The organism is bacterium (genome assembly GCA_036524115.1).
Classification (GTDB): Bacteria; JAUVQV01; JAUVQV01; order JAUVQV01; family DATDCY01; genus DATDCY01.
Genome location: DATDCY010000123.1, coordinates 1 through 19469 on the forward strand (window position 1 = coordinate 1; position 19469 = coordinate 19469).

General features: G+C 71.9%; 15 protein-coding genes. 14 read left to right on the top strand and 1 reads right to left on the bottom strand.

Going from position 1 to position 19469, the window contains the following annotated elements; all coding sequences use genetic code 11:
- Positions 1-1052, bottom strand: a 1052-nt coding sequence (locus tag VI078_05485; protein ID HEY5998740.1) for a glycosyltransferase family 4 protein, incomplete at its 3' end; no start/stop codon positions are given.
- 134 nt (positions 1053-1186) lie between these two features.
- Here VI078_05485 and VI078_05490 point away from each other — a divergent pair.
- From VI078_05490 to asnB (VI078_05555), 14 genes are all read left to right on the top strand, one after another.
- A complete protein-coding gene (locus tag VI078_05490; protein HEY5998741.1) occupies positions 1187-2140 on the top strand; it encodes a radical SAM protein in 954 nt (317 codons plus the stop codon).
- 7 nt (positions 2141-2147) lie between these two features.
- Positions 2148-4025 carry an asparagine synthase (glutamine-hydrolyzing) gene (asnB, locus tag VI078_05495; protein ID HEY5998742.1) on the top strand — a complete coding sequence of 626 codons (1878 nt, stop codon included), beginning with the start codon at positions 2148-2150 and terminating at the stop codon, positions 4023-4025.
- Complete coding sequence (locus VI078_05500; GenBank protein ID HEY5998743.1) at positions 4022-5503, top strand: GNAT family N-acetyltransferase; 1482 nt, start codon at positions 4022-4024, stop codon at positions 5501-5503. The genes asnB (VI078_05495) and VI078_05500 overlap by 4 nt, the downstream gene beginning before the upstream one ends.
- 11 nt (positions 5504-5514) lie before the next feature.
- Positions 5515-6225, top strand: coding sequence for a WbqC family protein (locus tag VI078_05505; protein HEY5998744.1), 711 nt, complete (start codon positions 5515-5517; stop codon positions 6223-6225).
- Positions 6222-7262 carry a GDP-mannose 4,6-dehydratase gene (locus tag VI078_05510; GenBank protein ID HEY5998745.1) on the top strand — a complete coding sequence of 347 codons (1041 nt, stop codon included), beginning with the start codon at positions 6222-6224 and terminating at the stop codon, positions 7260-7262. The genes VI078_05505 and VI078_05510 overlap by 4 nt, the downstream gene beginning before the upstream one ends.
- Before the next feature lie 19 nt (positions 7263-7281).
- On the top strand, positions 7282-8556 hold the full coding sequence (locus VI078_05515) for a lipopolysaccharide biosynthesis protein (protein ID HEY5998746.1): 1275 nt from the start codon (positions 7282-7284) through the stop codon (positions 8554-8556).
- A 12-nt stretch (positions 8557-8568) separates the two neighbouring features.
- Positions 8569-9819 (top strand): class I SAM-dependent methyltransferase, encoded by a 1251-nt coding sequence (locus tag VI078_05520; protein ID HEY5998747.1) that lies wholly within the window; start codon positions 8569-8571, stop codon positions 9817-9819.
- Positions 9820-9842: 23 nt separating this feature from the next.
- Positions 9843-10979, top strand: a complete 1137-nt coding sequence (locus tag VI078_05525) for a DegT/DnrJ/EryC1/StrS family aminotransferase (protein HEY5998748.1) — start codon at positions 9843-9845, stop codon at positions 10977-10979.
- Positions 10976-11653 (top strand): methyltransferase domain-containing protein, encoded by a 678-nt coding sequence (locus tag VI078_05530; GenBank protein ID HEY5998749.1) that lies wholly within the window; start codon positions 10976-10978, stop codon positions 11651-11653. Before VI078_05525 ends, VI078_05530 begins: the two co-directional genes overlap by 4 nt.
- Entirely contained in the window at positions 11650-12882 is a 1233-nt protein-coding gene (locus VI078_05535) for a glycosyltransferase (protein ID HEY5998750.1), read from the top strand. Before VI078_05530 ends, VI078_05535 begins: the two co-directional genes overlap by 4 nt.
- 90 nt (positions 12883-12972) lie before the next feature.
- Positions 12973-13827, top strand: coding sequence for a glycosyltransferase family 2 protein (locus VI078_05540; protein HEY5998751.1), 855 nt, complete (start codon positions 12973-12975; stop codon positions 13825-13827).
- 83 nt (positions 13828-13910) lie between these two features.
- Positions 13911-15896, top strand: coding sequence for a hypothetical protein (locus VI078_05545; protein ID HEY5998752.1), 1986 nt, complete (start codon positions 13911-13913; stop codon positions 15894-15896).
- A 153-nt stretch (positions 15897-16049) separates the two neighbouring features.
- Complete coding sequence (locus VI078_05550) at positions 16050-17546, top strand: hypothetical protein (GenBank protein HEY5998753.1); 1497 nt, start codon at positions 16050-16052, stop codon at positions 17544-17546.
- Positions 17547-17548: 2 nt separating this feature from the next.
- Positions 17549-19465 carry an asparagine synthase (glutamine-hydrolyzing) gene (gene asnB, locus VI078_05555; protein HEY5998754.1) on the top strand — a complete coding sequence of 639 codons (1917 nt, stop codon included), beginning with the start codon at positions 17549-17551 and terminating at the stop codon, positions 19463-19465.
- The last annotated feature ends 4 nt before the right edge of the window (positions 19466-19469 follow it).

A 19469-nucleotide genomic window follows, 5' to 3' on the forward strand; every position in this document is an offset into this window, starting at 1 on the left:
CGCCGGACGCGGGCGAGCGCCGCCGCGGCGAGCCGCTCGCCGAGGCGCCGATCCCCGAGCAGCCGACGCAGCGCCGCGGCGAGGGCGGCCGCGTCCTCCACGGGCGCGAGAAGACCGCTCTCCCCGTCCGCCAGCAGCTCGCGGTTGGCCTCGATGTCGCTGGCGACGGCCGGGCAGCCGGACGCCATCGCCTCGAGCAGGGCGTTCGACATCCCCTCCTCGCGGCTCGGGAGGACGAAGGCCGCCGCGCCCTGCAGCGCGGCCGCGATCTCGGCGCGCGGGCGCGCCCCCCGCAGGTCGAACAGGTCGGCGACGGCGGCCTCGCGCGCCGCGTCTTCGAGGCGCGGCCGCTCCGGCCCGTCGCCGAAGACCGTGATCCGCGCGTCGATTCCCCCGACGCGCAGCAGGCGAATCGCCTCGACGAGCACGCCCAGCCCCTTGCCGGCGACGAGCCGCCCGACGAAGACGATCCCCTCGCGCGGCCCCGGGGCGCCGGGATGGAAGAGCGCGGTGTCGACGGCGTTCGGGATCGTCACGAGCCGCTCCGGGCAGATGCCCGCCGCCAGCAGCTGGCCGCGCAGCTCCCCGCCGAGGGCGACGACGGCGTCCGCGCGCCGGGCCGCGGCCAGCACGACGGCGTGCGAGCGGCTGGACCGCAGCGTCGCGAGATCGCCGCTGGGACCTGCGCCCGACGCGCGGATGACGAAGCGCCCACCGCTCAGGCGCGACCAGAGCGCGCCCGCCGGCGTGTGGAAGGCCTGGAGCTGGAAGCCGACCACGGCGCGGTAGTCCCGGCCGCGGCGCAGCAGGGAAGCCAGCGAGGAGCCGAAGTGCGTCGCCGCCCACCAGCCGTGGCGGCGGACGAGCCGGATGCGCCGGTGCACCGGCACGCCCGCGACCGTCTCCTCGCGCGGGAGGCCGGGCAGCGCCGCCGTCAGCACCTCGACCGGCTGACCGCGCTCCGCCAGCGCCGATGCGAGCAGCGCAGCCTGGACTTCGGCCCCGCCAACCGCGGGGTGGTAGTTCGAGAGCACGAAGAGGACCGGCTTCATCGCGAGGACATAATGCCCGGCCTTTGCCCGAAATGGGGACAGATTTATTTTCGCTGTGGCAGCGAAAATAAATCTGTCCCCATTTCGGGGTGCCCGGGGTGATCTTTGCCAAGATTTCGTGTATTTTCACGCGGATGGGGATCGCCGACGAGAAGACCTTCCACGCCCAGCGCGAACAGGGTCGCCTTGCCGACGCCGGCGCCTTCCCCAAGGTGGTCCTGCTCGACACCTGCTCCTACTGCAACCTGCGCTGCTCGATGTGCGTGCACCGCGCGATGACCCGCCCCAAGGGCTTCATGGCCTGGCCGCTCTTCACGAAGCTCGTCGACGAGATCGCCGCCCAGCGCCCGGACGCGCGCGTCTGGATGGTCTTCTTCGGCGAGGCGCTCATCCGCAACCGCGTGGCGCCGACGATCTTCGACATGATCGCCCACGCGAAGGGCAAGGGCCTCGCCGACGTCGTGATGAACACCAACGGCGCGCTGCTGAACGAGGCGGCGGCGCGCGGCCTCGTCCGCGCCGGGCTGGACGCGCTCTACGTCGGCATCGATGCGGCGACGCCGCAGACCTACGCGCGGGTGCGCGTCGGCGCGGACCACGCGACGACCGTCGCCAACGTGCTGCGCCTGCTGGAGATCAAGCGCGAGCTGGGCGCCGCGCGCCCCGCGGTCTTCGTGCAGTTCGTCGAGATGGACGACAACCGCGGCGAGAAGGAGGCCTTCGTCGACTTCTGGCGGCGGCACGACGTCACCGTGAAGATCCGCCCCAAGGTGAGCTGGGCCGGGCAGATCGAGGCGCCGAACCTCGTGCTCGGCAACGAGGAGCGCTGGCCCTGCCACTGGGCGATGCAGACGATGTCGGTCGCGCACGACGGGCGGGTCGTGACCTGCCCGGTGGACCTGGACGCCCGGTTCGTCGCCGGGGACGTCACGCGCGAGACGCTCACGTCGGTCTGGAACGGGAAGCTGCGCGAGCTGCGCGTGCTGCACCTGGCGCACCGCTTCACGGATCTGCCGCCGGTCTGCCGCGACTGCCGCGACTGGCAGTCGGCGCGCGCGGACTACCACGTCGCCGCGGAGAAGCCGTAAGGGCGGCATGTGCGGGATCTGCGGTTTCACCGGCCCGGCGGACCGCGAGACCCTCGGGCGCATGGCCGGGCGGCTGCGCCACCGCGGCCCGGACGAGGACGGCTTCTTCGCCGACGGGCGCGTGAACCTCGGCATCCGGCGCTTGAGCATCGTGGACCTCGAGACCGGGCACCAGCCGCTGGCGAACGAGGACGGCTCGGTGCGCCTGGTCTTCAACGGCGAGATCTACAACGCGCCGGAGCTGCGGCCGGAGCTGGAGGCGCGCGGGCACCGCTTCGTCACCGACCACTCCGACGGGGAGGTGGCCCTGCACCTCTACGAGGAGCGCGGCGAGGCCTTCGCCCACGCGCTCAACGGCATGTTCGCGATCGCCCTCTGGGACGCGGCCCGCGGCCGCCTGTTGCTGGTGCGCGACCGCATGGGCGTCAAGCCGCTTTTTTTCGCCGAGGTCCCCGGCGGGCTGCTCTTCGGCTCGGAGATCAAGGCGCTGCTCGCGCACCCCGCCTGCCCGCGCGAGCTGGACCGCGAGGCGATCTGGCATTACTTCAGCTTCAAGAACGTCCCGTCGCCGCGCACCGCGTACCGCGGCATCTCGGCGCTGCGGCCCGGCGAGTCGCTCTCGTGGACGTCCGCCGGCGGCGCGGTGCGCGAGCGCTGGTGGCGCCTCGTCTTTCGCGAGGATGAAGCCGTCGACAAGGCGGCAGCCGGCGAGCGCATCCGCTGGCTGATCGACGACGCGACGCGCCTGCGAATGCTCAGCGACGTGCCGATCGGGGCGTACCTGAGCGGCGGCGTGGACTCCAGCGCTGTGGTCGCCGCCATGGCGCGGCGCTCCACGGGGCCCGTGCTGACCTTCACGCTCGGCTACGAGGACGAGCTGGCGCACAAGGAGGCCGACCTTTTTCACGCGCGGCGCGTCGCGGCCGCCTTCGGCACCGAGCACCACGAGCACATCCTCTCGCGCGACGAGGTGGTCGCGGGGATCGATGGCGTCATCCGCGCGTTCGACCAGCCGTTCTCCGGGACCGTCTCGACCTACTTCCTCTCGGGGCTCATCGCGCGGCACGTCAAGGTCGCGCTCTCGGGCGACGGCGCCGACGAGCTGTTCGGCAGCTACCTCTCGCACCGGCTGGCGCGGCCGCTGGCCTGGTGCGCGCGGCGGCGGGCCGGACTCGGCGGCGACGAGGCGGGCGACGGCGGACCCGACGCGCTGTCCGCCAGTGACCGCCAGCGCTGGGAGCAGCTCTGCGCCGAGACCGGCGGCGACGAGACGGCGTGGCGCACGCGCCTGCTGCTCTTCTCGGAGCAGGAGAAGCGCGAGCTGCTCACCCCCGCGTTCACGGACGGCCTCGCCGGCGCCGACAGCGGCCGGCTGATCGCCGAGCAGTTCGCCGCCGACTCGGCGCGCGGGCCGCTCAACCGCGTGCTCGAGGCGGAGTGGAACACGCAGCTGCCCGACCAGGTGCTGGCCTTCGTCGACTTCCTCTCGATGGCGCACTCGGTGGAGATCCGCTCGCCCTTCCTCGACTGGCGCCTCGTCGAGTTCGCCGCCACGCTCCCGGACCGCGTCAAGATCCGCCGCGGCGTCGTCAAGGCGATCCTCAAGGAGGCGCTCGCGCCGGTGCTGCCGGGCGAGGTGCTGGCGCGCCCCAAGGAGGGGTTCGTGCTGCCGGTGCTCGACTGGCTCCCCGGCTCGCTGCACCCGTACGCCGCCGCGACGCTCGCGCCGGAGCGCACCGGCGCGCACGGTTTCCTCGCGCCGGGGCGCGTCGCGCACTACCTGGCGGCCTGTCGCACCGGAGATCGCGGCGCGGCGGCGAAGGTCTGGAACCTGATGATGTTCCAGCTCTGGTGGGAGAACTGCTTCCGGGAGGGCGCGGCGTGAGCGAGATCGTCGACCTGCGGGACGCCCCCGAGCTGCTCGAGGGGTACGTGGCGCTGCGCAACCGGCACGCGGAGCTGCTGCTTACCGAGCCGGTCACCGCGGAGGAGACGCGCCGCTGGCTCGCGGAGTCGCCCGTGCAGGTGCGCCTGCTGCGCGAGGGTGGCCGCGTTCTCGGGGCGGCGGTGCTCTACCCGCAGCGTGGCGCCGAGGTCGCGGTCTTCGTCGACGAGCCGGGGCACGGGACGGGGCCGGCGCTCCTCCTGGCGATCGAGGAAGCCTCGCGCGGGCTGGGCGCGACGGAGATCCGGGCGGTGGTGCGCTATGACAACCTCCGCGCGCGGCGGGCTTTCCTCAAGGCCGGTTTCGAGGACGCAGGCGGCTTCACGCGCCTCTACCGCGGCGCCGAAGTGACCCTGAACGCCTACCGCAAGACGCTGGGGGCGCCCCCCGCGCCCGGCGGCGCCGTCCACACGGAGGAGGCCTACGGCCTGCGCCCCGAGGCCGCCGCCTTCCCGATGATGTGCGTCATCGCCTTCGTCTACGTCTGCAACGCGCGCTGCCCGAGCTGCCCCTACACCAACTCCGACATCCGCGCCTCCTATCGCGACATGCCGCTGATGAAGCCGGAGACGTTCCGGATCATCGCCGACCAGTGCGGGCCGCACGGGGCCTGGATCCGGGTCTCGGGCGGCGGCGAGCCGCTGCTGCACCCGGACGCCCTCGAGCTGTTCGAGTACGCCACACGCGCCGGCGCGAAGGTCGGCCTCATCACCAACGGCTCGCGCCTCGACGCGGAGGCGGCGCGGCGGCTGCTGGAAGCCGGCGTGGACATGGTCGAGTTCAGCGTCGACGCCGCCGACCCGGAGACCTACGGCCGCGTGCGCCCGGGCCTGGACTGGGCGACGCTGCTGGCCAACGTCGAGCGCCTCGTCGCCGAGCGCGACCGGCTGCGGGCGCCGACGAAGATCATCGCCAGCGGCGTCAACCAGGTGGGCGTCGACATCGACGCGGTGGCGCGCTTCTGGGAGCGGCGGGTCGACATCTTCCAGCGGCGCAAGTTCCTCACCTGGGGGATCAACGACCCGTCGCGCTCGGCCGATCCGGCGCCGTACCTGCCGCCGGAGCAGCGCGTACCCTGTCCCTTCATCTTCGAGCGGCTGAACATCGACTCGCGCGGGACGGTCATGGTCTGCGGCTTCGACATCGCCGGGCGCACCGACCTGGGCAACGTGCACAAGGCGCCGATCGCGGAGATCTGGCACGGCGAGGGCTTCGAGCGCTACCGGCGGCTGCACCTTCAGCGGCGCGGCCACGAGATCGAGCTGTGCCGCGACTGCCCGGACTGGCAGTACCGCTCGTGGCGGCACAACTACTGGAAGATCGTCCGCACGGCGGAGGAGCGCCGCCGCGGGAAGGCGGACGCGCTCGGCCTCCAGGACATCGAGGGCTCCCCGGCGGAAGCCCCGCCGGAGAAGTGAGGGCGCGGCCGGTGCGCGTCGGCATCCTCCAGCCCGGCTACCTCCCGTGGCTCGGCTTCTTCGAGCAGCTCGAGCGCGTCGACCGCTTCGTGATCTACGACGATGTGCAGTACGACAAGGGCGGCTGGCGCAACCGCAACCGCGTCAAGACGGCGCAGGGGGTGCGCTGGCTGACGGTGCCGGTGCGCGTCTCGCTCGAGCGGCCGCCGCTCGTCGCCGACGTCGAGATCGACAACCGCACGGACTGGCGGCGCAAGCATCTCGAAACCCTGCGCCAGGCCTACGCGAGAGCGCCGTTTGCGGATCGCTACCTCCCGCTCTTCGAGGAGGCCTACACGCGCGAGTGGCGCCTGCTCGTCGACCTCGACCTGCACTTCATCGCCGTCATCGCCGCGGCGCTCGGGATCGACGCGGCGAAGATCGTGCGCTCCTCCGCGCTCGGCCTCGGCGGCTGGCGCGAGGAGCGCCTGCTCGCCATCTGCGCCAGTCTCGGCGCCGACCGATTCTACGAGGGCGCCGCCGGACGGGACTACATCGGCGTCGCGCGCTTCGCGGCGGCCGGGGTGCGCGTCGAGTTCCAGGACTACCACCACCCCGTCTACCCGCAGCTGCACGGGGCGTTCGTCTCGCACCTGTCCGCGGTCGACCTGCTCTTCAACTGCGGGGAGAAGAGCCGGCGCATCCTGCTCGGGGAGCAGAAAGGAGCGGCAACCAACGCATGAACGGCAAGACCGTCCTCGTCACCGGCGGCGCCGGCTTCATCGGCGGCACCTTCGTCCGCCACCTCTACGCGGCCTACCCGGAGTGCCGGATCATCGTGCTCGACGCGCTGACCTACGCCGGGAGCATCGACAACCTCCCGGTCGACATCTGCGCGGAGAGCGAGGGGAGGCTCGTCTTCTGGTACGGCAACGTCACGAACGCGGAGCTGGTCGACACGCTGGTCTCGCAGGCCGACGCCGTCGTGCACTTCGCGGCCGAGACCCACGTCACGCGCTCGATCTACGACAACCACCAGTTCTTCCAGACCGACATCATGGGGACGCAGGTGGTCACCAACGCCGTGCTCAAGCACCGCGCGACCGTCGAGCGCTTCGTCCACGTCTCGACCTCGGAGGTCTACGGCACCGCCCGCGCTTCGCGCATGGGCGAGGAACACCCCCTGATGCCGATGAGCCCCTACGCCTCGGCCAAGGCCGGCGCCGACCGCCTCGTCTACTCCTACTGCGCCACCTACGACCTGCCGGCGGTGATCGTGCGGCCGTTCAACAACTACGGCCCGGCGCAGCACCTCGAGAAGGCGGTGCCGCGGTTCATCACCTCCTGCATCCTCGGCGAGCCGATCCGGCTGCACGGCAACGGCAGCGCGGCGCGCGACTACGTCCATGCCGACGACACCTGCCGGGCGCTGGACGCGATCCTGCACGCGCCCCTGGCGAAGGTCCGGGGCGAGGTCTTCAACGTCGCCTCCGGCGAGGACCGCAGCATGTTCTCGATCGCGGAGGACGTGGTGCGCATCATGGGGGCGGACCGCTCGCTCATCACCTTCGTCGGCGACCGCCCGGGGCAGGTCTTCCGGCATACCGGCGACACCGCGAAGATCCGCGCAGCGCTCGGCTGGAGCCCGCGGGTCGACTGGGAGGTGGGGCTGCGGCAGACTGTCGACTGGTACCGGGGGCACCGCCCCTGGTGGGAGAAGCAGCTCTGGATGCGCACCGTGCCGATCATCACGGCGCGCGGGACGCGGGAGCTGCATTGAGCGGCCGGCGGGGGGTGCCATGGTGACCGGTCTGCGGCGGGATTTCTCCTGGCTGCTCGCGCAGCAGGGCGGAACCCTCGCCGCCGGCATGGTCACCGGGGCCCTGGTGAACCGCGCCCTCGGCCCCGAGGGGCGGGGGGTCTACGCCGAGCTGCAGACCTGGGTCGGACTGCTCCTCGCGCTCGGCGGGCTCAGTCTCGAGTCGGGCATACGCCATTTCGCGAACCGCGCGCGCTACGGCGACGACAGCCGCGCGCGCCTGACGACGGTGGCCTGCGTGAGCGTCTCGCTGAGCCTCCTCGCCGCGCTGCTCTGGGGCCTCGTCGCCCGGCAGTGGCCGGGTCTGCTCTCGCCGCAGGCGGCAGCGCTGACGGCGGTCATCGCCCTGCTGCTCGCGCTCTCGATGACCAGCGCCCACCTGCTCGTGCTCCTCCAATCGCTGGGACTGGTGCGGCAGGCGGCTTGGGCGGGCATCGTCCAGACGCTCCTGGGCGCGGCGGCGATCGTGGTCGCCTTCGAGCGCCGCGCCATCGACGTCGAATTCCTGGCGCTCTGGCTGGCTGCCCTGCAGGCCTTCTCCCTTTTCGCCCTCGCGGGCATCGCCTGGTCCCGCGGGCTCGGGGGCGGCGCCTTCTCGCCCGCCCTGGCCGCCGGGATGTTCTCGGCCGGGCTCAGGCAGCACGCCGCCACGGTCGCCACCTTCATCTACACCCGCGTCAACCAGCTCATTGTGCAGCACCAGTGCGGCGCGGCCGAGGCCGGCCTGTTCGCGGTCGCGCTGAATCTGGCCACGGTCGCCATGGTGCTCCCCAGCACCTTTCAGACGGTGCTCTACCCCCGGGTGCTCCAGGCCGACGACGACTTCGAGGTGACGGTCCGCTCGCTGCGCCTCGGCTTCTACGGGTGGGGTGCGCTGGTGCTCGCCATCGCCCTCGCCGCCCGGCCGCTCCTGCTGCTCTACGCGGGCGGCCAGTTCCTCGGAGCGCTCCCGCTGCTGCGGGTCCTGCTCGTGGGCGCCTGGTTCCTGCCGCTCTCCTCGCTGGTTGCGCCCTACTGCATCAAGGCCGGCGCCTTCACCGCGTGCTCGCTCACCGCCGTCGTGCTCGCGCTCCTGAGCATGGCCGCGAACGCGGTCTTGGTCCCGCGACTTCTCGGGCTCGGCGCGGCGCTCGCGACCAGCGCGACCTGTTGCGCCGGCTTCCTTTTGGCGCTCGGGCTGCTCTGGCGCGTGGCCGGGCGGTCCCCCCTGGCCTTCCTGAGGCTTCCGTCCCCGTGGCGGACGGCACAGCCGTGACGGTACGGACTCATGGCTGAGATCAACCGCGGCTATCTGGACACGATCAGGGGCATCTCGACGCCGGATCGGCCCGGCGGAGGCGCCCGGCTGCGGCGCGCGCTCGGTCGTTCGCTCGTGGCGCTGCGCGTCGCGGGCAGGGTGGCGCTGCTGCCCGTCCTGCTGCTCTACGCCGCTCTGCTCGTGCTCGCGCTCGGGGCCGTCGCCCGACTGCGCGGCCGCCGCAGCGCGCCCGCGGGCTCACTGCAGGAGCGTGCCGCCGCCCACGTCGGCGAGTTCGCCGCGCAGTACCCGCTGCACCTCTACCCCGTGCTGATCAAGGCCCTCGAGCTGGCGTTCATCACGGGGAACCTCGAGGGCCGGGTCCGTCCCGGCAGCGATGCCGTGGTCGAACTGGCCGTGGGCGACGGCACGCTCTCCGCGCGGGTCTTCCCCGCGACGACCGGCGTGGTCGCGCTCGACCTGAACCCCTACAGCCTGGTGCAGACGCGCTCGTGCCCGCACATCTCCCGCCGGGTCGTCGCCGACTGCCTCGAGCCCCCCGTGGCCGACGGGGGCGCGGACTTCCTGATCAGCAACAACCTGCTGCACCACGTCACCGACAAGGGCCGGACGCTTGCGAACTGGTCGCGCCTGGCCCCCCTCGCGCTGTTCAACGAGAACACCGGGCACTGGGCCAGCGGGTGGTTCAGGCCCTACGCGCTGCGGGCGCTCGGATTGTCCGCCCGCGCCGCCCGCGCCGCCCGCGCCATCGAGGAGCACAGCCTGCAGGCGCTGCTGCCGGCGGCCGCGCTGGACGCGCTGGTCGGCGCTTCGTATGCGATCGAGGAGCGGGAGTCGGCCTTCGACGAGCGCGTCTTCTTCCTCAGCGCAGTCTGCTCCACGCTGCTCGGCTGCTACGGACCGCCGACCCCGGCGCCGCTCAAGCGCATCCTCAACGGCCCGCTGCGGCTCCTCGCCGCGCCACTGACCCGGGCGGCGGCGCGGGCACTGCTGCGCCACGACGCCTGGTGCGACCGCACGCGCGACGTGCTGGTCGCCTGGGTCGTGCGCTCCCGCACGGTCCCGGGGGGCGGGCCGCGCGGCGCCGTCCGCCTGGTCTGCCCGGACTGCCGGGGCGGACTCGCCGGGAGCTCCTGCACGAAGTGCGGACGCGTCTTCGAGGAGCTCGACGGCATGCTCTTTCTCCTGCCGGAGCGGCTGCGGCGCCAGGTGACCTACGTCCCCGACCAGCGGGACGCACTCGGGCGCGAGCACCTCTAGCTCCCCAATCACGGAGGGCGGCGATGAAGATCGAGTTCTTCCGGCACGGCCTGACGGAGGAGGACATCGCGCGCGCCGCGGACGTCCTGCGCTCGGTCTTCCTCACCACGGGCCCGATGGTCGGCCACTTCGAGGAAGAATTCGCGGGCTTCCTCGGGATCGGGCACGCCGTCGGCCTCACGAGCTGCACGGGCGCGCTGCACCTGGCGCTGCTGCGCGCCGGCGTGGGGCCGGGCGACGAGGTGGTGACGACGCCGATGACCTTCGTGGCGACGGCGACCGCGGTGATCGAATGCGGCGCGCGGCCCGTGTTCGCGGACGTCGATCCCCGCAGCGGCCTGCTGACGCCCGAGGCGGCCGAGCGCGCGCTCACGCCGCGCACGCGCGCCCTGCTGCCCGTGCACCTCTACGGGCGCATGGTCGACATGCGCGGCTTCGCGGCGCTGGCGGCGCGGCGGGGAGTGGCGCTGATCGAGGACGCGGCCCACTGCGTCGAGGGCGAGCGCGACGGCGTGCGCCCCGGGCAGCTCTCGCGCGCGGCCTGCTTCTCCTTCTACGCGACCAAGGCGCTGACCTGCGGCGAGGGCGGCGCGCTCGTCTGCAACGACGCCGCGGACGCCGACTGGTACCGCTCGGCCCGCCACCACGGCATCTCGCGCAACGCCGCCTCGCGCTACACCGGCCCCTATTGCCACTGGGACATGGAGATGATGGGCTGGAAGTACAACATGGACGACGTGCAGGCGGCGCTGCTCGTCGGGCAGATCGCGCGCCTCGAGCGCCAGCGTGCGCGCCGCGAGGCCCTCGAGGCGCTCTACCGGCACTGGCTCGCGGACGTCCCCGGCCTCGATCTCGTCGAGCCGCCGGGGCCCGGGGAACGCAGCGGGCACCACCTCTTCACGGTGCTCGTCCCCCGCGGCGTCGAGCGCGACGCGGTGCTCGCGCGGCTGCAGGCCGCGGGCGTCGGGTGCGCCGTCAACTACCGCGCCGTCCACACGCTGACCTACTTTCGCGAGACGTACGGATATGCGCCCGGCGACTTCCCGGCGGCCAACGACATCGGCGAGCGCACGATCTCCCTGCCGCTCTACCCGGCGCTGACCGAGGAGCAGATTGAGCGCGTCTGCGCCGCGCTGCGGGAGGCGATCGCCGCCCGATGAAGGAGATACTGCGGCGGGCGTACGCGAGCGTGCCGACGCCGCGCTACACGCGCCTTCGCAACCACAGGCTCTTCGAGTGGATGAACGCGAACGCCGCCGGCGCGCGCGTGCTGAATCTCGGCTCCGGCGCGGGGAACTTCGACGGGCTGCTCTCGCCCGCCGTCCGCGCCGTCAACCTGGACGTGAACCGCGCTGCGCCCGGCCTGCACGTCGTCGGCGACGCCGAGGCGCTCCCCTTCGGCGACGGCGCGTTCGACGTCGTCTACAGCATCGCGGTGCTCGAGCACGTGCGCCGCCCCTGGGTCGCGGCCGCCGAGATCGAGCGGGTGCTGCGTCCCGGCGGGCACGTCGTCCTCGAACTGCCGTTCCTGAACACCATCCACGACGAGCACGACTACTTCCGCTTCACGGACCGGGGGATCCGCTCGCTCTTCCCCGCCGAGCGCTTCGAGGCGGTGCTCGAGCAGGTCAGCTCCGGCGGCGGCTCCTTCCTCTCGGTCTTCCTCGCGGCCTACGGGCGCCAGTTCGTGCCGACGCGCTGGGGCAAGGCGCTCTGGGACCTCACGGCCGCGCGCGCCAGCGCGCTGCTGCGCTTTGCCGACGCGCTCATCGACGCCTCGCCGGAACTGCGGCTGACCGCCAACTCCTTCTCCTTCATCGGACGCAAGCGGTGAGCGTCCTCATCGCTTGCTCCTACGAAGTCGGCGGCTTGCCCTTCCGCATGGCCGAGGTGCTCAACCGGCGGGGACTGCCGGTCTGGTATCTCTCGGTCGCGCCGCCGACCGGCGGGCACGATTCGACGCGTTTTCATTACGGCGAGCGGCACGAGCCATGGGACATCAGCGAGCGCATCGGCGGCGGCGCATCACCGCGAGAGGTCGTGCGCCGCCTCGCCGCGGCCCGGCGCGAGCTGGACATCCGGGCGGCGTTCGCCACGGGGGCGGAGGCGCACCTCCTCGGCCGCGCCGGCCTCCCGTATCACTACTGGTGTTACGGCTCCGACCTCGACTGGCAGGCATTCGCGCCGCTGTGGCCGGAGGGCCACCCGCTCCTGCGCAGGGCCTGGACGTTCAGCCGCTTCGCGCTGGGATTGCGGCGGCGACAGCGCCGCTCGCTTCGCGACGCCGTCGCGGTGATGGTCGCGCCGTACCAGAAACCGGCTCTGGATCGCATTCGCGCGGGGGCGCCGTTGTTCGCGCTGCCGCACCTGCTGGCCGTCGATGATCGCGCGCGGCTGCTCGAGCGGCGGGCCGCGGAGCGCGACGCGGTTCGTCGGATCGTGGGCGCCGAGCGCTTCATCTTCTCGGCGGCGCGGCACGTCTGGTGCGGCGCGCTCGCGGCACAGGCGGACAACAAGGGGAACGACGTGGTGATTCGTGCCTTCGCCCGCTGGCGCGGGAGCGGCGGGGACCGCGCGGTGCGGCTCGTGCTCGTGCGCAAGGGGCCGGACACCGAAGCCTCCGCGCGGCTCGTGGCCGAGTTGGGCCTCGCCGACGCGGTGACGTGGCTGGGGGAGATGAACCGCGACGAGCTGGGCCGGCTTTACCGCGGCGCCGACCTCTGCCTCGGGCAGTTCGGCACGCCGGTCATCACCTACGCGATGCTCGAGCCGCTGGCGGAGGGGACGCCGTGCCTCTCGCACTTCGTCTTCCCGCACCCGGGCGTCCCCGGCTACCCGGAGCCGCCGCCGGGGATGGCGCCGCGCGACCCGGAGGGGCTGGCCCGCGAAATCGGGCTCCTGCTCGGGGACGAGGCGGCGCGGGAGGACGCGGCCGCGCGCTCCTGGGCGTGGGTGCGCGACCACTGCTCCGAGGAACGCTTCGTCGAGGCCTTCCGGGAGATCTTCCCGTTGGAGGCCTGGCCTGCCTTCGGCGCTCGACCTGGCGACTTGGCGATGTCCTGAACACCGCCGGCGACTGCGGGAGTTTGCCCGGCGGGACGGCTTCCGATAAGATGCCCGTCGGACGCCCGAGGGGGGGTGCGATTCCCGGCGATGTCGAAGCTGAAGATCTCCGTTCTCGTCCCGGCGTTCAACGAGGAGCAGGCCATCCGCCTCACCGTGGAGAACCTGCGCCAGACGCTCGCGACCCTGCCCGTCGAAGCCGAGATCCTGGTGATCGACGACGGCTCGACCGACGGGACGGCCGAGCAGGCGCGCCTGGCCGGCGTCACCGTCTTGCGGCACCCCCACAACATCGGCTACGGCAGGGCCCTCAAGACGGGCCTTGAGCGTGCTGCGGGCGACTGGATCGTGATCGTCGACGCCGACGGCACCTACCCGACGGAGGCGCTCCCATCCTTGCTGCGGGAGATCCCCGCCTTCGACATGGTGGTGGGCGCGCGCGGCGGCCCGTGCTATCACGGCTCCGTCGCCAAGCGCCTGGGCCGCTGGTCCCTCAAGGCGATGGTTCATTTCGTCTGCGGGATCTCCGTCCCGGACGTCAACTCGGGCTTCCGGGTCTTTCGCCGGGACATCGGGCTGCGCCACATGGCGAACATCAGCAACGGCTTTTCCTTCACCACGACGCTGACCCTGATCATGCTGCTCGAAGGACACTTCGTGCACTATGTCCCCATCGACTATCGGGAGCGGGCGGGGAAGAGCAAGGTGCGGTTCCGGCGCGACATCCTGCGGACCATGCAGATTCTCGTCCAGGCCATCCTGCAGTACAACCCGATCAAGCTCTTCCTCCTCTTCGCGACCACGCCGGCATGGATCGCGCCCCCGGCCCTGCTGCTCGACTTCTTCCTGGCACAGGGCGTCCACAGCGGGATCATTGTCGCTCTCCTGGCAAGCGCTTCCCTGGTGATCTTCGCGCTGGGGCTGGTGATCAGCGGCCTGAAGTGAGCTCAACCCCGGCAGCCATGCCGTCCGCCGGCGACATCGCGACCGGCGGGAGCCGCGAACCGCGGACCGGGGAGATCCGGCGGTTGGCGGCCGCGGCGGCCGTCTTCCTCGCGGCAGCGGCACTCCTGGCCTGTCTGTCGGGCCGGGGCGACAATTCGGCCTGGATCAAGATGACCTCCCCCGTGGAGAGGACGCACGCCTCCAACCCCCTCATCGGGTACGCCTACACCCTCGGCGGCGAACCGGTGCACAAGGAGAACCTCTCCTTCGCCAGCCAGGTGCTGTTCTTCAGGGGGGCCGACCAGGGACAGCGCGTCCAGTTCGACCTGTACTACCAGAGGGCGTTCGTTTCCTTCGTCGCCGCCTGCCTGTTTCCCTTCCTGGACGCCTGGACCGCCCTCCTGCTGGTCAACCTCCTCGCCTGGGGACTGGCGGCGCTCGCCACCTGGGCGTTGATCCGGGCCATGGGAGGCGGGGGGCGGGCGGCCTTTCTCGGCGTGGTCCTCTGCGCGGGCGGGATGGGGTTCGTCAGCCACGTCGGCGACCTGTCCGCCCACCTCGCAGCCTTCGCGCTCTACTACCTCGGGGTGTATGCGCTGGTCGCCCTGGAGGCGCACGCCCGGGACCTGCCGCTCCGGACCCACCTTGCCCTCGGCGGTCTCCTCGCCCTGGCCTGTCTCCAGTACAACACCGGCCTCATCCTCGTCCTGGGCTACGCCGCGGTGTCGCTGCGGGCGAACCGCTGGTGGAAGATCCTGGCGGGCGTGGCGGTTGCGCTCAGCGCGCAGTATCTCTGGATCGCCTTCCTGAGCGTAAAGGCCGCTGGCGGCGTGGACCCGGTCGGCTGGCTGGACCTCCAGGCCACCGAGCGGCGCTACCTCGTCGACTCGCTGACCGCGTGGGCCTCCCTGGCCCGGCACCCCGTTCAGGCCGTCTCGGCGCTGCTCGGGCGCGCCGGCGAATTCCTGAGCTTCGACTCCCCCCCCGTCGTCCTTCTGGGATTGGCGGCCTTCGCCGTCGCTGTGCGGCGGGGCACGCTGCCGCGGACGTATGCCGTGCTCCTCCTGGCGCCGTTTGCCGCCGGCCTGGTGTACGCCCAGTCGGCGAGCGCCCGCGGGTACCTCGTCTACGGAGTGAGCATCCTCCTCTACGGGCCGTTGGCTCTGCTGGCGGACGAATGGCTCGGGGCGCAAGATCGCGGGCGGCGAGTCCTGACGTGGGTGCTCATCGCCGTTGCTCTTCCGGTTCACTTCGCGTGGTCCGCAGCGCACCTGGCGGGGAACTTCGGGCCGGTGAAGACCTATTTCCTGGGGGCGGATCAGGGCTACGGGCTTTTCACCCGCCGGCCGGTCATCGTGAGCCTCACCGGCGAAGAACCGACGCCTGCGCTGTTCGGCGGGAGAGGACCGCTGGTGATGTCCGGGGCGTTCGCAGCCCCGAATGGCCCGCCGCTGGCGGTTGACGGCTGGCGGGGGGGCACGGCGACGGTCAACAGGAGCATCTTCATCCTCTACATCCTGGCGCTGCTGCTGGCCGCGGATTGGCCCCGGAGGAGGCGGGCGGTGGCCGTCACCGCCGGCCTGGTGTCGCTGTCCCTGGTCTTCCCCGGCTCCCTGGCCTTCGGAAGCGGCAGCCTCCTCATGGTTGAGCGGGCCATCCCCATCGGGGCGTCCGCGGACGCGGCGCGTTACACGGTGACCTTGTCGGAGGAGACGAAACGCTCCTTCGCCCGGAGCCGCCGCCACGGGGACGAGATCGAGATCTTCTTCCACGGCGAGGGGGTGACGCCGACCGTGCTCCTCGACGAGGAGTTCTTCGAGATCACGCCTGCTTCGCGGGCAAACTGCTTTCTCGTCGTCGACGGCGAGCGGTTCGCAGCGCGCCTGGCGAAAGCGAAGAGCCTGATCTTGCGTCTGAGCGGCAACGGGATCGCCGGCGGCTGGCAGCGGCGAGGGCTGCCCGGACGCCGGCTGGACGACCCGGGCGCCGCGCGGGCCAGCGCGCTGGTGCCGATGCTGGAGGTGCGGCTGCGCAACCCGGACGGTTTCCTGACTTTCGCCGCCTTCTGACCAGGTGTCGGGGACCGGCCCACATCCGCGTACGCGGCGGATCGGGGACCGGAGGAGCGGTTGACCGGTTCCCGCCGTTGGGGCATCGTGGGCAGCACATCGGCAACGGGGAGGCACGCGCGACACCATGGGGCCAGAGCGGGGGATCCGGTGGTGACGCTCCCCGCGGCGGGGGAGCGGCGGCGAACCATTGCGTGTGTCGTTGTCTTCTGCCTGGCCGTCCTGGTGTCGCTGGCGTGGCTGGCCGGGTGGTCCGCCACCGTTGCGCCGGACTCGGGCAGTTATTTCCAGACCCTCTCCTCGCTCTTCGGCGACGATCGAAGCCTTTGCCTGCGGACTCCCTTCTATCCGCTCCTGATGGCAGCGGCCGACGCGGCCGGGCACTCGGGATGGCTGGTGCTGGGGGTCCAGATCGTGTGCCACGCCCTGGCCGCGTCCGTGATGGCGGCGGTGCTCTGGCCGGCGAGCGCCGCGGCGGCCACCGTCGTCGGGCTCCTCCTGGCGGTGGACCTCTCCGCGGCGGCAACCAGCACGGCGTACCTCACGGAAAGCCTGGCCGCCTCCGGGCAGGTGCTTTGCTGCGCCCTCCTGATCGCCCAGACCGGGCCGGACCGCGCCCCCGGACGGAACGCGCTGCTTGGCGCGGGGATTCTGTTCGGCCTCGCCCTGATGATCCGTCCCACCGGGTGGGTCCTCTTCGTTCCGCTGCTGGCAACCTATGCCTGGCGGCTGCGCTCCCTCGTCAAGACGTGCCTGGTGACGGCCGGCTTCTGTCTCATCCTTGCCGGCATCGTCCTGTTCAACATGGCGCGTTGCGGGTACGCCGGCATCGTCCGGCCGGGCCCCTACCTGGCCTTCCCGCTGTTCGCCCAGCAGCTCTTCGCCCGGGACAACGGGCCCGTTTCGCGCGAACTGGACGACGCGCTGCGAGGCTGCTACCCGGACTTGCGGTACGAAGATGTCACCGTGGCCACTTCCAATGAGTTCATCCACCAGCGCTTTGCCGCCTGCCTGGCGAGGCGCTACCCGGGGGATGGCACAAAAGGATGGGAGCTCTATGGCGGGGCGTACCGCGAGGCGGCCCTCGCGCACCCGGGACGGTTCGCCCAGCGGATGTTTCTCGAGTCGCTCGTCTTCCTGTACGGGCCGGCGGCCGACTACGCCTACCAGATGGCGCGGGACAGCGAGCGGTTCGACCGGGTGGCCTTCTGCACGCCGGGGCGCGGCCCCGCGCGGGACGATTTCCGGCGATTCATCTGCCCCCTGCCGTCACCCTCCCCCCCGCTGGGAATGTTTCTGGCGCGGCTGTCCGCCGGCTCCGTCGCGCTCTATCAGCCCTACCTTCCCCTCGGCATGTCCTTCCCGTCGGCCTTCGCGGCCGCCGCCGTCGTGCTCGCGTACTGGATCCTGGCCCTCCTCGTGGCGTTGCCGGCGCTTCGTCTCCCGGTGGTCCTGGCCGGCCTGCTCGTCTGCTCCAATGCCGCCCTCACGGCGGCGGGCCAGGTGACCCTCTCCCGCTACGTGAGCATTCTCAGCCCGGCCTACCTGCTGGTCGTGGGGATCGTGGTCGCCTCCGCGGGGCAACGGCTGGCGGTCGCACTCAGGCGCGCGACGGCACCGCCTGCGGGGCGCGCGGAAACCTCGCCCTAGAGATGTGCGGGATCGTCGGCTACGCCGCGGCTTGCCCCGAGCCGGGACTCGATCGGGACTTTCTCCGGCGCGCCTGCGCCCGCATGGCCCACCGCGGGCCTGACGGCGAGGGGCTGTGGGAAGGCGCCGGCGCCGGCCTCGCGCACCGCCGCCTGTCCATCATCGACCTGGAGCGGGGCACCCAGCCCATGTCGTACGGCGGCGGGCGGTATGTCGTCACGTACAACGGCGAACTCTACAACTACCGCGAACTGCGGGCCCGCCTGGCCGGCCTTGGCCATTCATTCGAGACCGACTCCGACACGGAGGTCGTCCTGGCCGCCTTCGCCCAATGGGGGGAGGAGAGCCCGAAGCTCTTCAGGGGGATCTTCGCCTTCGGCATCTGGGACGCCCAGGAGCGACGGCTGACGCTCTGTCGTGACCAGCTGGGGGTGAAGCCCTTGCTCTATCACCGGCAGGGAGGGCGGATCGTCTTCTCCTCGGAGGTCAAGGCGATCCTGGAAGCACCTTGCGTGCCCCGGGACGCGGACGGCGAAGGGCTGGCCGACTACCTCGCCCTCGGCTACCCTCTGGGGGAGCGGACCGTGCTCCGCGGCATCCGCCGGTTGTCGCCCGGCACCCTCCTCGCCTGGCAGGACGGCGAGGTCACGGCAAGGACCTACTGGGATCTTGCCGCGGCGACCAACAATCCTCTGGAGCCGTCGGCCGACAAGGCCCGCCTCATCCGGGAATACGCCGCCGCCCTGGAGCGCGCCGTCACCAGCCAGATGGTCAGCGACGTCCCGGTGGGCGGATTCCTGAGCGGGGGGATGGACTCGTCCTCGGTGGTCTGTCACATGCGCGGTCGGACGCCGCACGCCCTCCAGACCTTCAGCATGGGCTTCACCGAGGGGTCCTTCAGCGAGCTGCCGCAGGCCCGGAGGGTGGCTGCCGCCTTCGGGACCGAGCACCACGACGAGACGGTGTCCCTCGACCCGGGAACCTCCTACCCGTTGCTGGCCGGCGCCTTCGACGAACCGCTGGGCGACAGCTCGCTTCTCCCCACCTACTGTGTGTCACGGCTGGCCCGCCGGCACGTCAAGGTCGTCCTGACGGGCGACGGTGCCGACGAGAGCCTGGCCGGGTACGACACGTACGTCGCCGACCTCTTCCAGCGCTTCTATCGTCTCCTTCCCCGCGCGCTCCACGAGCGGATCGTCCTCCCCGCGTCCGGCCTGATCCCCCCGAGCCGGCGGAAACTCAGCCTCAACTACCGGATCCGGCAGTTCATCGCCCATGCCCACAACGATCTCCCCCGCGCGCACTACGGCTGGCGCCTGCTCTTCGGAGACGACGAACGCCGGGCGCTGCTGGGCGGCCGCGCCCCGGGATACGACCCCGCCGACTCCTACCGGTCCTACTTCGATCAGGTGCCGGAGGGAGATCCCCTCAACCGCTGCCTGTACGTGGACATGAAGACGTGGCTGGCGAACGACATCCTGACGAAAGTGGACCGGGCCAGCATGGCCGTCGGGCTGGAGGCCCGCGTCCCCTTCCTGGACGTCGACCTGGTGGAGTTCACGATGCGGCTCCCGGCCGCACTCAAGATGCGGGGGCTGCGACGCAAGGTCGTGCTCAGGGAGGCCATGCGGGGGCGACTGCCCGACTTCGTCCTGCGCCGGCGCAAGGCCGGTTTCAACGCGCCGGTTTCCGACTGGCTCCGCGGCTCCTACCGCGAAGTGGCCGAGGAGCTGTTCGGCGGCACCTCCCGCCTTGTGGACCTGGACCACCCGGTGGTGCGGGGATTGTGGCAGGAGCACCGGCGCGGCGAGCGGGACCACGGCTTCAGCCTCTGGTCGCTGGCCGCCCTGTTGCTCTGGGAGCGTTCGGTGCTGCAGCCCCCCGCCGTCGGACGGCGCGCAGGAGAGGCGGAGCGATGAGCGG